Consider the following 13,724-nt stretch of genomic DNA (forward strand, 5'->3'; position numbering starts at 1 on the left):
CGCATCAATTCATAGTTGTTTGACTCAGTTGAGTGTTGCTGAGGTATCTATTGAAAGACATCTCAGCAACAAAGCGATTATTTAAACAGTCGTCAACCAATCATGCTTGTCTTCTGCTTGTCCCCACTGAATAGCGTTAAGCTGGCTTCGTAGCTGCTTAGTAACAGGGCCTAACTGGCCGTTACCCACGCTATACTCTTCATCTTTATAAATGAATGTGCCAACAGGTGCTAATACAGCCGCTGTGCCTGACAGTGCTGCTTCACATCTTGGATCTTTAATACGCTCAAGAAGCTCAGTCACGGGTAACTCACGCTCACTGATCTTCATACCGTTGTCACGAGCAATAGTCAGTAGTGAGTCTCTCGTAACACCATGTAAGAACGACTCATCAAGTGCTTTAGTAATGATCTCATTACCATCAATAAGTAGGAAATTAGCCGCACCCGTTTCTTGCACATCACCATTTGGTGCGAATAAGATCTGGTCTGCTTGATACTTCTCACGAGCCTCTAGAATCGGGTTTAACGCACTTGCGTAGTTACCACCACTCTTGATCATGCCCATGTGAGGCGCACAACGCATGCCTTCGTCATCGATCAATACACGCAATGCAGAAGCACCACTTGAGAAGTAATCGCCTACAGGTGACAGGAGAATGAACTGGCAAGAAGTAGACGATGGGCCTGCTGCTTTACCAATACTCTGTTCTGTACCCATGTGAGTTGGGCGAATATACATAGAGCCTGGCGCGTTAGGCACTTGGTCTTTAAATTTAGCAACCGTGTCTAAAATCATCTGGCGAGTCGTCGTTTCGTTGATGGGTGGCAATGCTAACAGTCGAGAGCTTTGTGCAAAGCGTTTAATATTCTGATCCATGCGGAAAATTTTGATAGCGCCATCTTCTTGACGAAATGCCTTCAAGCCTTCAAAACAAGTGCTCGAGTAGTGCAAGACGTGGCTAGCAGGGTGCATTGGCAAGCTATCACTCGAGACCATTTCTGGTGTATCCCATGAGTCGCCATCAAACCAAGTAATTGCCATTTCAGGCATAAATTCTGTTCCAAATGCTTTAGCCATGCTTCTATATCTTCGTTATGTATTTAATGATGCCAAATATGCCACAGGCAAATATCGGTCTCTAGCAAAATGTTTAGATTTTTGGGCTTTTTTCGATATCCAATAAGGTGACTAACTTACTGACAGTGTTTAAGTTTCGTCCTGTTGCAGCAACGTTGAGACACTTTTCTACATTAGTAACCAACTTTGAGCGACCAATACCTTCAGATGCGTGAAGGTAAAAGACATGCTCTATAATACGGTAATTTTCTGATGTAGCCTTAATGGCATCAATTTTATCAAAGTTTGGCGAGGGGAGCGCTTTACAGAAATAAAAATGGACTTCTTTACCTGCGTAGGTGGTGAAAGGGTTGTTTGCAACGGCTTGCAAAAAATCATCCTTAGTCAATATCATGACATCGGGCTTAAAGCCAAAGTGAGTTTCAACAAGATTACTTAAGTTATCTGGCGCATTATCGCGCTGGAAAATGACATTACCTGTTTGAATATAGGTGATTACATTTTGGCAATCCTGCTGTTCAAGTAAAGGTTTTAAATCTTTCATTGGTAGTTTGTTTCGACCGCCAACATTGATTCCTCTGAATAATGCGATAAACGTTTTCATGTTATTACCTTAGAAATAGCCTTATTTCATTTATTTACGAAACTTGTGATTAATTATCTAGCGCCTTATAAAGTGTAATAAAAACAACCATTAACTGATCGAGACAGCGTCCAACCATTGATACAACTAGATTTTTAATAAAAAATAGTCATTGACTCCCAACTTAATAGGTATATAGTGCCTCGTGCTAGTATGTTCGTCTTAAATTTTATGTTCCATTTCGTCACCGTTTGTGTTACGTCCTGTTTTTCATAATAATTAAAATAAGCATCGGCCAACAGTCTGCTTAAAGCAGACAAATTTATACAATTGAGTTAATAGGATTAATATGTCAAATACAACAACTGGAACCGTTAAGTGGTTCAACGAAGCAAAAGGTTTCGGTTTCATTCAGCAAGAGTCTGGTCCAGACGTTTTTGCTCACTTCCGTTCTATCGTTGGTGATGGCTTCAAGACTTTGTCTGAAGGCCAAAAGGTTGAGTTCACAGTTACAGAAGGCCAGAAAGGTCCTCAAGCTGAAAACATCAAGCCTTTATAAGCGGACTAATCAGCTAATCTGTTAACAGATTAAATGACCGAATATAAAAAAAGGGTAGAGCCGAAAGGTTCTACCCTTTTTTGTGGGCGTCGTTTAAGTTTTACCAGTGAAAAACACTAGCAATCCCTCACTGATTAACGTTTTGAGCAAACAACTTGTTCTCAAACCGCTCATGCGTTAATTCAAACTTATGTTTCTGAGCCGCTATCTCTTTACTTAACCGTCTCGTTGCTGTGATCTCAAGGGTCTTTTCTTCGGCACCTTTGCCAAACAAGCCAACATGAAATGTCAGTCCGCTGCTATTAGTTGCAGTATCCTTACTAGCTAATGTAAACCGTCCCATAATGACCAACTGCTTACTGCCAGCCTTTGGCACTATATGCGGTACAACAGGCGTTAACAAGAGTCCTTGCAGCGGTCTTGCGCCATCGTTATCAGTTAGCGCCACCTTCTCTTTAATCTCCTTAATAATATCCTTGCGATGTTTAGCAAACTCAGTAGGTGATATTTTGCCGTTACCATCATCATCAATATTGTCAAAGGCAGACATTGGGACTGACAGCACCATAAAAACACCGCTATCTTTAATGTTAAGTGTACCGTGTTGCGCAACCATCAAATGTGCTGAAGCGTACGGCACGATGGCCGCACTCAACACTAAGCTGGATAGCAGAGACTTAGCCCAAGAAGAGGGACGTAGGCACTTGCTGTACTTAGTCATTTTTATTTCCTATTTAGCGAAATAACGTTACTGAGGAGGTTGGCCGCCCTCTGGAGGACCACCAGCACCTGCGCCTTCTATTTCACCCTTTACGCAACGTTGAAAGTAGGGGTAGCTGTCTGTCGCAAAGTAATGATAGATACTATTAGGAAATTCAGGTGTCACACCTACGCGACCATTGCATTCATCAAGATCACCCGAGCCTTCCACATATTCCCAGTCTTGTTGAAATGTTCCCATTTCATAAACATCAAGAGCAGGTCTAGTGTTGCTAACATCAGAGATATGCTGGTAACTACCCGTGATACTTTTAAGCGCTGAGCTTGAATCAGTCGCATCGGTGTAACCATATCGTGCATAAATAGGGAAACCGTCAGATGCCCAGGCGATCAACGTCATTGTTGAGCTGTTGCCGCCTTGTAAGGTAATGAAACCTTCTGGCATGCCGTGGTAATGATAAGTGCCGTCTGGTTGAACATGAGCATTATTTTCGTCTGCACCAAAGTCATAACTCGTATGGCCTAGTGCTTCGATATTCCAGCCACCACTGTTGTCGCCACCGCTACAAGAGTCACCGTAATCTGTGCAAGAGCCGCCAGTACCTGCATCAATCTTCACACCGTTTAGTACGTAACCTTGAGGACCAGCGCCGCCTCCTAGAGTCGTTGCAACATCTGTCTTATTGGGGGTCAACGTAATGCTAGCAGAGACGGTTTGTTCTGAAATCGTATTCGGGTTGGCTGTGTTTGGAAACTCGCCTACTTCATGGTCAGGAATACCATTGGCAACAAGGTCACGCGTCGTGTCTGAACATGTCCAATCTGACGTACTCGTTGTATTTACCGAGCTGGACTCATTGAACTCGCTGTAACTGTAGTCGCACTCGATGCCATCCGTTGAGTCTGTGTTAGTAGTACTCGTTGTTGCAGTTACCGTCACTTGGTCTGTGGTCATATCGATGCCATCACTTACTGCAACTTCAAACGTATAAGTACCTGCTAGATCGGCGGTAAAAGTGGGTGTTGCTGTCGTCATCGCGTCAAGTACCGCAGTGCTGCTGACGGGCGAGGCGTAAGTTGACCAAGTATAGCTCAGGCTATCACTGTCGGCGTCGTTGCTAGCACTAGCGTCCAAGTTTACTGTGCTGCCAGTGCTAACGCTTTGATCTACGCCTGCGGATGCCGTGGGTGCTGTATTAGTTGTCGAGTCGTCTGAGGCTGCGTTGTCATTACTGGTGCTAACACAAGCGCTGATGGCAAAGCTGCTGGCAATCACTAGGCTTAACAGTTTAATTTTATTCGTTGATGGACGCTGAAAGGTATTCATCGTTGTAACTATCCCCTTGTTTATTATATTCATTTTTATAAAGTTGTTACGTTTTCATAATACTAATTAATTTGGATGGAACTAACAAGACTGAAAAAAGGAGATTGTGTGGATTTTCTGCAGTGGAGGTTATATTTTAGTTGATACGAATAGGGCTTCAGATGGTATTGTTAACCTATACCAAACCATAACTAAAGGATTTCTACGTTGAATAAACTGAATCAATTAAGAGACATGACAGTCGTTGTTGCAGATACAGGTGATCTAGCGGCGATTGCAGAATACAAACCTCAAGACGCAACGACCAACCCATCTCTATTATTGAAAGTTGCTCAAGATTCAAACTACGCAAGCTACTTAAAAGCAGCACATGCTGAGTCGAAAGACGTTGATGATGCGATTGATATTTTCGGCGTTAAGATCGGTGTGGAAATATTAAAAATCATTCCGGGTCGCGTATCGACAGAAGTCGATGCACGATTATCATTTGATAAAGAAGCGACGCTAGTGAAAGCACGACGTTTGATTGAGCTATACGCTGAGTCAGGTATTTCAAAAGATCGCGTACTGATCAAAATCGCATCGACTTGGGAAGGTATTCAAGCGGCGAAGCAATTACAAACAGAAGGTATCAATTGTAATCTAACGCTACTGTTTGGCTTTGCTCAAGCAGTGGCTTGTGCTGAAGCGAAGGTATTCCTTATTTCGCCTTTCGTCGGTCGTATTCTAGACTGGTATAAAGCAAATGCTGAACAGCAAGAGTTTGCACCACAGGAAGACCCGGGTGTTGTCTCTGTGACTCAGATCTACAACTACTATAAGCAGCACGGCTATGACACGATTGTTATGGGCGCAAGCTTCCGTAATGTGGGCGAAATCGAAGCGCTATCAGGCTGTGACTACCTAACTATTGGTCCGAACTACCTTGAAGAGTTACGTCAAGATGACAGCAAGCTAGAGAGGAGCCTAAGCGCTGATAACAGCGGTGAGCCACAGCAGAAGCTTACTCTGCCAGAAACAGACTTCCGTTGGATGATGAACCAAGATGCAATGGCGACTGAAAAGTTGGCTCAAGGTATCCGTGGTTTTGCGGCTGACCAAGAGAAGCTAGTGGCTCTCATTAGCGCGCTTTAAGTGTCAACAGCAATAGTGTTGCCTGTATTCATTTGACCGATTTTCTTTTCTGCTCCTAGGTGCTTTAGTCTGGGAGCAGATTTAGATATTTGGCGTCATTTCAAATTTCGGATCTAATTATGTTTATAGGAATAGATATTGGCACGTCTGGAGTGAAAACACTTCTGATGGACGAGCGCCAACATATTATTGCTTCTTCACACGCTTCAATTGATATTTCGCGTCCCCACTCTGGTTGGTCAGAGCAAGACCCAGAAGCGTGGATTCGTGCAACGAAAGAAACCTTAGACACCCTCAAGCAGTCACACGGTAGTCAACTGTCTGCGGTTACAGCGATGGGGTTGTCGGGACAAATGCACGGCGCAACACTGTTGGATAAGCAGGACAAGGTACTTCGCCCCTGTATGCTTTGGAATGATACACGCAGCAGTGTTGAAGCAGCCGCGATGGATGCTAATCCGATATTCCAAACAATCTCAGGCAATATTGTTTTTCCCGGCTTCACTGCGCCAAAAGTGGCTTGGGTAAAGAACAACGAACCTGAAATATTCTCACAAATTCACAAAGTGTTATTGCCTAAAGATTATGTTCGTTTATGGCTGACAGGTGAGTATGTCACTGACATGTCTGATGCGTCGGGTACGTCTTGGTTAGACGTTGAAAAACGTAAATGGTCACCTGAGTTGTTAGCAGCATGTGACATGAGCGAAGACCAAATGCCCAGCCTTGTTGAAGGCTCAGAAGTGAGCGGCCAACTTAGAGATGAATTAGTTCAGCGATGGGCCTTATCAATAGCGCCAGTGGTTGCAGGTGGTGCCGGCGATAACGCAGCCTCGGCTTGTGGTCTCGGTGTGGTTGATGAAGGTCAGGCATTTATTTCGCTTGGAACATCCGGTGTATTATTTGCTGCTAACTCACGTTACTCACCCAACCCCAAAAGTGCAGTACATGCGTTTTGCCATGCTATTCCAAATGCTTGGCATCAAATGGGTGTTATTTTATCTGCCGCAGACTCTTTAAGCTGGTATAGCAAAATAACAGGATTATCGCCCCAAGCCTTAACCGAAGAGTTAGGCACGGAGTTGCAGTCACCGTCGGGTTTATATTTTTTACCGTACCTTGCAGGAGAGCGCACGCCACATAACGATGCGTCTGTTCGCGGTGCGTTTATAGGTATGGATCATAGTCATGACCGAAAGGCGTTGACTCAAGCAGTACTTGAAGGTGTTATTTTTGCCATTAGAGATAATATGGAAGCCTTAGCTGCTTCTGGTACTCAATTTACAGAGCTCGCTGCGGTAGGTGGTGGATCACGTTCTCATTATTGGTTAAAGATTCTGGCGACTGCGCTAAATATGCCCGTCAACATTCCAGTGAAAGGTGACTTTGGTGGCGCGTTTGGTGCTGCACGACTCGCGATGATGGCTGCCACAAAGGCGTCGCCTTCAGTGGTGTTATCAAGCCCTGCCATTGAGTATAGAATCGAGCCGGTCAGTGCGTTGGTTAACCAATACGATGCGTCGTATCAAACGTATAAACAGCTCTATCCCGCGATCAAAAATGTCTTGAGCTAGCCCCATTTAGCCATAGACCCTTACTATATGCTAGATAAGGTAAATCCACTTGATATCTGCTGTAAAGTTCCCCGTAAAGACTGCCATTACTTTTTTCATTTTGGAACAGTCATGTTGGAAGTTTGGCAACAACGCTTAGAAGCGCTAAAAGCGAATTTGCGATGTTGACGTTGTTCCGAGTCATGACGTTTGAGGATTGGACAGATGTGATGTATGAAACTATGGAGCACGAAGACGGCTCGCCTTACAGTTGGTTGTTTTATCTCAGTTTTATCTTCTTCACGACCTTTGCATTCTTGAATATGAATATGAAAAAGTAAAACGGCACAGCTGTACAATAAAAACTAAGCGATGACGGTGTCATAGAACCTCAACAAAACCGTCATCGTTTAGTCATTATTACGCTCTAGACTTACCGATAATTTATTAATTGGTGGGTCTATGTCTAGCACATCCGAAGCACTTAGAACTGCGGTTCAGCAGCAACCTGTTTCATCTTTCCAAGGCATACAGCAGCGTATGTTTCGTATTTGGTTTAATAGTTTTATCTATAACCAAATTTGGGAAGATCCAAACTTAGACATGCAAGCGCTCGACATTCAGCCAGACAGTCAAATACTGACCATCGCATCCGGTGGCTGCAACATTCTGAACTACTTAACCGCATCACCCGCGCGCATTGTTGCTTTAGACCTAAACCCTTATCACTTATCGCTGACTCGGCTAAAACTCGCTGCGATGGAGCATTTGCCAAACCACGCTGCGTTTTACGACTTCTTCGGTTATGCAAACTTAGATCACAATATCGATCACTTTCAGCGTTACCTAAAGCCGGAGCTGGATGATGAAACGGTGAGCTTCTGGGAAGGGCGTAGCTTAAACGGTAAGAAGCGCATCAGCATGTTTCGGGATGATTTATACCGTCACACTCGATTTGGTTACTTCATGCGTTTTTTGCACTGGATCGCTCGACACAGCAAGTACCAACCAGACTTATTACTCACGGCTAAAAGCTTAGAAGAGCAGCGCGAGATATTTAATATGCACATCAAACCATTCTTTGACAGCAAGATCGTCAAACTCTTGGGCAAGTTGCCTATCTCTGTGTTTAGCCTTGGCATACCGCCGCAGCAGTATGAGGCGATGAAGCAGCATGGCAATTTGATTCAGCAGTATTGTGACCGTGTGGAGCGTCTAGCGTGTCAGTTCCCGATTCAAGATAACTACTTTGCGTGGCAGGGTTTCAGTCATAGCTATGATCACGAAAAGCGCAAAGCGATTCCTGACTACCTTCAAGCGTCCAATTACGAAAAAATTCGTGAGCAGCTCGGTAAGGTTGAAACGCAAGAAGGCTCGATTATTGAATATTTAAAAGAGCAGCCGGCTAACTCACTCGACCGATTTGTCTTTTTAGATGCACAAGATTGGATGAGTGATGAGGTGTTGGAGTCGTTGTGGCAAGAAGTGTCGCGTGTAGGTAAAAAGGGCAGTCGCATTATTTTTCGTACCGCAGCCAGTGAGTCTCCGTTGGAACATGCGCTATCGCCTAAATTGCGAGCTCAGTTTGATTATGACCCTGTGCAGTCTGAAAAATGGTTTCAGCAAGATCGCTCAGCGATTTACGGTGGCTTCCATATGTATCATAAGGTTGTTTAGTCATGGATGCGATGGATGCGGCACAGAAAATGGATCAGCAGTATCGTTATCAGCGATACGTTTATGACCTGTCACGGAAGTATTACCTGTTAGGTCGAGATACTTTACTTAGTGAAATATCTGTGAAAGCAGGGGAGCATGTATTAGAGGTCGGCTGTGGCACAGCGCGTAATCTGATTAAACTATCGAGCATGCATCCTGAGGCCAAGTTATACGGATTAGATGCCTCCCAGCTCATGCTGGACTCAGCGTATGAAAAAAGACAATTCCAAAAGACGAATAACATCGCTTTAAAACAAGGCTTGGCGCAACAAGTCACACCTGAGCAGTTTGGCGTGGAGGGCGGCTTTGACCACATTGTTTGTCCTTATGTATTATCGATGATTCCAAACTGGCACGAAGTGATTGAGCAGGCTATAAAAAATCTAAAAGTAGGCGGCTCGTTACATATCGTTGATTTTTCAGATCAGTCCGCCATGCCGACATGGTTTAGTAAATTGCTATTAACGTGGCTGGACTGGTTCAACGTTCATCCTGACCCAAAGCTGCCCGCTTACTTAGCAACGCTGTCGGAGCGCTTGGGTGGTGAACTCACGATTAAACAAATCGCAGGGCGTTACGCTCTGATTGTTCATTACACCAAACAGGGCGAGTGATATGACGGGTAATCCAAAACACCACTATCGCAGTATTTTTATTTCTGACACACACCTAGGGTCACGTGGCTGTAAAAGTGCATTGCTACTGGATTTTTTAGAACAGCACGACTGCCAAAATCTTTATATGGTGGGTGATATTTTTGATGGTTGGCGTTTGCGCAAACGTTGGTTTTGGCAGCCTGATTACGATGACATTATCCAAAATGTATTAGCGCGGGCACAGCGCGGTGCAAAAGTGGTTTACCTCAGCGGCAATCATGACGGCTTTACGCGTAATTTTACGGGTCACAGCATGAGTAAGATTGAGCTAGCTGATGAGTGCATTCACATTACGGCTGATAATAAAAAAATGTTAGTTCTGCACGGTGATCGTTTTGATGGTGTAGTGAAGTTTCCTGCATGGCTCACTAAGTTGGGCGATGCCGTTTATGAAAACTTGGTAATCGTGAATCGTTACTACAATTTACTACGTACACGGATGGGGTATCCTTACTGGTCACTTTCGGGCTATATAAAAGAAAATACCAAGTCCGCTGTTCAGTATATTGCTGCTTATGAAGAAGCCTGCGCAAAGGAAGCACGACAACGTAATTTTGATGGCGTGATTTGTGGTCACATTCACCATGCCGCGATACGTGAAATTGACGGCATTATGTATTACAACGATGGTGATTGGGTGGAAAGTTGTACGGCCTTGGCTGAAGATTATGACGGTCAGTTTCACCTGATTAATTGGGCAGAGCACAAACGCAAATTATCAACAAAGACCAGGCAAGATAAACAGAATGATACAGTTACGGCATAACTTAAAAAAATTTATCTGTCGAAAAAGTGTCAAAATAAATTAACAAGTTATTCCAGTTGAGTAGAAATGATTTGTAAAATCCGCTGATGAATAAATGAAAACAATAACATCTTCTGAAAAGTATAAAAAAACAAGTCCATAAACCTTATATTCACTATAAAAAACCATAAAACACCTAGTAATTTATATATATACTGGTTGGTTAGTTATTTTGTGTTTTTACTTGGGTTGTAACTAGTTCGATTAGTTGAGCTATTTGTACCCCATTTTTTATCTAGTCAGGTCTTTATGAGGAAGTATAATGAAGTTTAATCCTACTAAAGTTTTCCTAATGATGATGGCGTTTTTCAGTAGCAGCTCACTTTGGGCAGCGGAAGAAGCATCAGGATTTAGTGAAACGATCACAGCAGTCAGCGTTGGCGTTGATACATTTTTCGGTGATTATTTAGGTTGGTTCGTCAACCTTATCTTTTACAGTGTGCCATTCGGAGACATCAAGTTTCCACTAATCGTCGGTTGGCTGTTTGTTGCAGCATTTATCTTCACGCTTTACTTCGGATTCATCCAGCTTAGCAAGTTCAAGCTAGCGATCGACATCGTTCGTGGAAAGTTCACTGATCCAAACTCTAAGCATGAAGGTGAGGTTTCTCACTTCCAAGCACTAACAACTGCTCTTTCGGGTACTGTTGGTTTGGGTAACATCGCGGGTGTTGGTGTTGCATTAGCTATCGGTGGTCCTGGTGCTACATTCTGGATGATCGTTGTTGGTCTTCTAGGTATGGCTTCAAAGTTTGTCGAATGTACGCTAGGTGTTAAATATCGTACCGTTTTACCTTCTGGCGTTGTTTCTGGTGGTCCAATGTACTACCTACGTGACGCAATGGCAGAACGTGGAATGGGTGGCCTAGGTAAATTTCTAGCGGTTATGTTCGCTTTAATGTGTATTCTAGGTGCACTTGGTGGCGGTAACATGTTCCAGGCTAACCAAGCACACGCAATGCTTAATTATGCATTTGGCGTTCCAATGGAGTACGGCATCATCACAGGTGTTGTGATGGCTGCATTAGTATTCTCTGTAATTGTTGGTGGTATGCCTTCAATCGCTTCTGTAACTGAGAAAGTTGTTCCATGGATGGCTGCGCTTTACCTAGGTATGGCTGTTATTGTTATTGTATCTAACCTATCTATGGTTGGTCCTGCATTCTCTGCAATCTTTGATGGCGCGTTTACGGGTGCTGGTGTTGCTGGTGGTTTCATCGGTGCATTGATTCAAGGTCTGAAGCGTGCAACATTCTCTAATGAAGCCGGTGTTGGTTCAGCAGCGATTGCTCACTCAGCAGTAAAGACAAAAGAGCCTATCACGGAAGGTTTAGTATCTCTTCTTGAGCCTTTCATCGATACGGTTGTAATCTGCACAATGACAGCATTGGTTATCACTATTGCTGGTCTAAACATGGCTCCATTCGATGGTGCTGGTTTGACAGGTGTGACACTAACTGCTGCTTCGTTTGAAGCAACTGCTGGTATCTTTAAGTACTTCCTAGCAGTAGCTGTTCTGATGTTCGCATTCTCAACAATGATTTCTTGGTCTTACTACGGTCTTAAAGCTTGGACATTCTTGTTCGGCGAAGGCAACGTAACTGAGATTCTTTTCAAATTGTTATTCTGCGTATTCGTTGTAGTTGGCGCGACAATCAAGTTTGGTGCGGTTATCGACTTCTCTGATGCTGCTATCTTCGCGATGTCTATCTTCAACATTATCGGTCTGTACTTCTTAATGCCGATTGTTAAGACTGAGCTAAAGTCGTTTATGAGTCGTGTTAAATCTGGCGAAATCAAGCGATTCAAGTAAGCCTTAATACTTGGGTTTATGCTTAAGAAAGCCCGCCTTTAGGTGGGCTTTTTTGCTTTCTATAACAATAAATATTGGAATGTGATATGTCTGAAATTACTCCAGAACAAGTCGATTTAAGCCGTCATCTTATTAAAAATGGTCCAAAGTTTAGATCTCATACCATTGTCTTTGAAAAGGACACTGCCCACTTAAAACCCACCTTTTCATCACTGATTTTTTGCTTGGTTTATGTGGCGGTTGGACTATTTTTATTAGGTCTTGCAGCAGTGGTTTACGTAAAAAGTGGTCAGCTAGATTTGATCTTATTTTTGAGTATATTAGGGACTGCGATTGGGACGTTTGGGATTACGCTGTTGCAGCCGTTTGTGAAGTACTCATTCTTTGATAAACAATCGGGCAAGTTTCGTAATCATTCTGATCGTTCACTAATGCTTGAAAACATCCTGTCGTTGCAAATCACTAACAAGATGATCACGAGTAAGCATGGTTTAGCTTACCCTTGTTACGAGCTCAATGTGTTAACTGTTTAGATCCAACTGGTTATGGGCTTTCTAAATTTGATAAACTATACCATGCTCGTCAAGTGATGAAAGATCTTTTAAACTCTGGAAAGCAAACATGAATGTTCATCGTAACGCTCGAACCACTCCTAAGACTCGTGAAGAAATTCATGCCAGTAAAGGCCATATGACCATTGATGTGGCAGCAAAGCACTTTAATGTAAGTCGTGGCACGATTATAAAGTGGCGTAAGCGTAAGAACTTCAATGATAAATCTCACCGACCTAACCGGTTGAACACCGCTTTGTTACCCGTTCAAGAAGCGATTATCGTTGAGCTCCGTCGCACATTACTATTAACACTGGATGACCTTTTGGTGGTGTCGCGCGAGTTTGTTGATAAAACACTCTCTCGATCCTCCTTACTTCGTTTACTCAAACGCCATGGTGCTAACCGTCTATCCCAGCTTTATGCAGAGCAGTCAGAAAGCTCAGGGGCTAAGAAGCCTAAAACCTTCAAAGATTATGAGCCTGGCTACCTTCATGTAGATATTAAGTACCTTCCCAACATGCCTGATGATACGCAAAAACGTTATTTATTAGTGGGCATTGATCGTGCGACACGCTGGGTCTATATGGAAGTGATCACCGATAAAACAGCGAAGACAGCCGCCAAATTCATCAAGACACTAGCTAATAAGTGTCCTGTTAAGATTACAAAAATACTCACGGATAATGGGAAAGAGTTTACTGACCGCTTCTGTGTCACTGGCGAGCGTGAACCCACAGGCAACCACTTATTTGATAAAATGTGTGACTCATTGACAATAGAGCACCGTTTAATTCCAGCAAAACACCCACAAACTAATGGCATGGTGGAACGCTTTAATGGTCGAATATCACAGGTGATTAAGTCCACCTACTTTGCTTCTGCCGAAGAAATGGAAACAACGCTAAAACGTTACTTAATCACGTATAATCACCACGTTATTCAAAGAAACCTTGGACATTTGACCCCTATTCAAAGTATGAAGCAGTGGCAATTAGACAAACCTGATTTATTCAAAAAGAAAGTTTACAACCACGCGGTTCTCGACACGTAACTGCTTTTTTGTGTAGCTTGATTGTTCAGTAGCTAATGACTGCTTACCGTCTGCTATGTCATCAATATATTTAAAAGCAGCGTATTGTTTCTTTGTCATCATTTCTTCTGGAGGAAGTTCTTTATAGAGCTTTTGTAACCACTTGCTCGACCTGCGGGTACTCTTCCAAA

Annotated in this window: 14 protein-coding genes and 1 pseudogene; 10 read left to right on the forward strand and 5 right to left on the reverse strand. The window is 43.3% G+C overall.

Annotated elements, in window-relative coordinates; translation table 11 throughout:
• Positions 1 to 81: 81 nt before the first annotated feature.
• Both DKT75_RS00130 and DKT75_RS00135 read right to left on the reverse strand, forming a co-directional pair.
• On the reverse strand, positions 82 to 1,080 hold the full coding sequence (locus tag DKT75_RS00130; RefSeq protein WP_109821410.1) for a branched-chain amino acid aminotransferase: 999 nt from the start codon (positions 1,078 to 1,080) through the stop codon (positions 82 to 84).
• Between the two features lie 73 nt (positions 1,081 to 1,153).
• A complete protein-coding gene (locus DKT75_RS00135; protein WP_109821411.1) occupies positions 1,154 to 1,684 on the reverse strand; it encodes a DUF1697 domain-containing protein in 531 nt (176 codons plus the stop codon).
• Positions 1,685 to 2,012: 328 nt separating this feature from the next.
• Between DKT75_RS00135 and DKT75_RS00140 the strand changes: the two genes are divergently transcribed.
• The gene (locus tag DKT75_RS00140) at positions 2,013 to 2,222 is read left to right on the forward strand and encodes a cold-shock protein (protein WP_109821412.1); all 210 of its coding nucleotides are present in this window, start codon (positions 2,013 to 2,015) and stop codon (positions 2,220 to 2,222) included.
• 127 nt (positions 2,223 to 2,349) lie between these two features.
• On the opposite strand, the gene DKT75_RS00145 is transcribed toward DKT75_RS00140, so the two are convergent.
• Complete coding sequence (locus tag DKT75_RS00145) at positions 2,350 to 2,943, reverse strand: EF-hand domain-containing protein (RefSeq protein WP_109821413.1); 594 nt, start codon at positions 2,941 to 2,943, stop codon at positions 2,350 to 2,352.
• 27 nt (positions 2,944 to 2,970) lie between these two features.
• Positions 2,971 to 4,269 (reverse strand): YHYH protein, encoded by a 1,299-nt coding sequence (locus DKT75_RS00150; RefSeq protein WP_211665094.1) that lies wholly within the window; start codon positions 4,267 to 4,269, stop codon positions 2,971 to 2,973.
• Between the two features lie 207 nt (positions 4,270 to 4,476).
• On the opposite strand from DKT75_RS00150, the gene tal reads away from it, so the two are divergent.
• The 9 genes and pseudogenes from tal to DKT75_RS00195 all read left to right on the forward strand — a co-directional run bounded on the left by tal (position 4,477) and on the right by DKT75_RS00195 (position 13,554).
• Positions 4,477 to 5,403, forward strand: a complete 927-nt coding sequence (tal, locus tag DKT75_RS00155) for a transaldolase (protein WP_211665095.1) — start codon at positions 4,477 to 4,479, stop codon at positions 5,401 to 5,403.
• A 119-nt stretch (positions 5,404 to 5,522) separates the two neighbouring features.
• Positions 5,523 to 6,977, forward strand: coding sequence for a xylulokinase (gene xylB, locus DKT75_RS00160; RefSeq protein ID WP_109821415.1), 1,455 nt, complete (start codon positions 5,523 to 5,525; stop codon positions 6,975 to 6,977).
• A gap of 158 nt (positions 6,978 to 7,135) precedes the next feature.
• Positions 7,136 to 7,282: pseudogene (locus DKT75_RS00165) on the forward strand (ion transporter); the annotation flags it as partial.
• Between the two features lie 136 nt (positions 7,283 to 7,418).
• Positions 7,419 to 8,633, forward strand: a complete 1,215-nt coding sequence (locus DKT75_RS00170; RefSeq protein WP_109821416.1) for a BtaA family protein — start codon at positions 7,419 to 7,421, stop codon at positions 8,631 to 8,633.
• A 2-nt stretch (positions 8,634 to 8,635) separates the two neighbouring features.
• On the forward strand, positions 8,636 to 9,289 hold the full coding sequence (locus DKT75_RS00175) for a class I SAM-dependent methyltransferase (RefSeq protein WP_245923017.1): 654 nt from the start codon (positions 8,636 to 8,638) through the stop codon (positions 9,287 to 9,289).
• Between the two features lies 1 nt (position 9,290).
• Positions 9,291 to 10,097, forward strand: a complete 807-nt coding sequence (locus DKT75_RS00180) for a UDP-2,3-diacylglucosamine diphosphatase (protein WP_109821417.1) — start codon at positions 9,291 to 9,293, stop codon at positions 10,095 to 10,097.
• Positions 10,098 to 10,398: 301 nt separating this feature from the next.
• On the forward strand, positions 10,399 to 11,949 hold the full coding sequence (locus DKT75_RS00185) for an alanine/glycine:cation symporter family protein (RefSeq protein WP_109821418.1): 1,551 nt from the start codon (positions 10,399 to 10,401) through the stop codon (positions 11,947 to 11,949).
• Between the two features lie 86 nt (positions 11,950 to 12,035).
• On the forward strand, positions 12,036 to 12,482 hold the full coding sequence (locus DKT75_RS00190) for a hypothetical protein (RefSeq protein ID WP_109821419.1): 447 nt from the start codon (positions 12,036 to 12,038) through the stop codon (positions 12,480 to 12,482).
• Between the two features lie 88 nt (positions 12,483 to 12,570).
• Positions 12,571 to 13,554: an IS481 family transposase gene (locus DKT75_RS00195; RefSeq protein ID WP_109821420.1), complete on the forward strand. Its 984-nt coding sequence runs from the start codon at positions 12,571 to 12,573 to the stop codon at positions 13,552 to 13,554.
• Here the strand turns inward: DKT75_RS00195 and DKT75_RS21905 are convergent.
• A partial coding sequence (locus DKT75_RS21905) for a hypothetical protein (RefSeq protein ID WP_211665096.1) occupies positions 13,510 to 13,724 on the reverse strand: 215 nt, incomplete at its 5' end. The two genes, DKT75_RS00195 and DKT75_RS21905, sit on opposite strands and share 45 nt — an antisense overlap.

The organism is Leucothrix arctica (assembly GCF_003172895.1).
Lineage (GTDB): Bacteria > Pseudomonadota > Gammaproteobacteria > Thiotrichales > Thiotrichaceae > Leucothrix > Leucothrix arctica.

Excerpts from the sequence above, each read along its gene's own strand:
- DKT75_RS00130 (WP_109821410.1), bottom strand. The coding sequence starts at position 1,080 with ATGGCTAAAGCATTTGGAACAGAATTTATGCCTGAAATGGCAATTACT.
- DKT75_RS00135 (WP_109821411.1), bottom strand. The coding sequence starts at position 1,684 with ATGAAAACGTTTATCGCATTATTCAGAGGAATCAATGTTGGCGGTCGA.
- DKT75_RS00140 (WP_109821412.1), top strand. The coding sequence starts at position 2,013 with ATGTCAAATACAACAACTGGAACCGTTAAGTGGTTCAACGAAGCAAAA.
- DKT75_RS00145 (WP_109821413.1), bottom strand. The coding sequence starts at position 2,943 with ATGACTAAGTACAGCAAGTGCCTACGTCCCTCTTCTTGGGCTAAGTCT.
- DKT75_RS00150 (WP_211665094.1), bottom strand. The coding sequence starts at position 4,269 with ATGAATACCTTTCAGCGTCCATCAACGAATAAAATTAAACTGTTAAGC.
- xylB (WP_109821415.1), top strand. The coding sequence starts at position 5,523 with ATGTTTATAGGAATAGATATTGGCACGTCTGGAGTGAAAACACTTCTG.
- DKT75_RS00170 (WP_109821416.1), top strand. The coding sequence starts at position 7,419 with ATGTCTAGCACATCCGAAGCACTTAGAACTGCGGTTCAGCAGCAACCT.
- DKT75_RS00175 (WP_245923017.1), top strand. The coding sequence starts at position 8,636 with ATGGATGCGATGGATGCGGCACAGAAAATGGATCAGCAGTATCGTTAT.
- DKT75_RS00180 (WP_109821417.1), top strand. The coding sequence starts at position 9,291 with ATGACGGGTAATCCAAAACACCACTATCGCAGTATTTTTATTTCTGAC.
- DKT75_RS00185 (WP_109821418.1), top strand. The coding sequence starts at position 10,399 with ATGAAGTTTAATCCTACTAAAGTTTTCCTAATGATGATGGCGTTTTTC.
- DKT75_RS00190 (WP_109821419.1), top strand. The coding sequence starts at position 12,036 with ATGTCTGAAATTACTCCAGAACAAGTCGATTTAAGCCGTCATCTTATT.
- DKT75_RS00195 (WP_109821420.1), top strand. The coding sequence starts at position 12,571 with ATGAATGTTCATCGTAACGCTCGAACCACTCCTAAGACTCGTGAAGAA.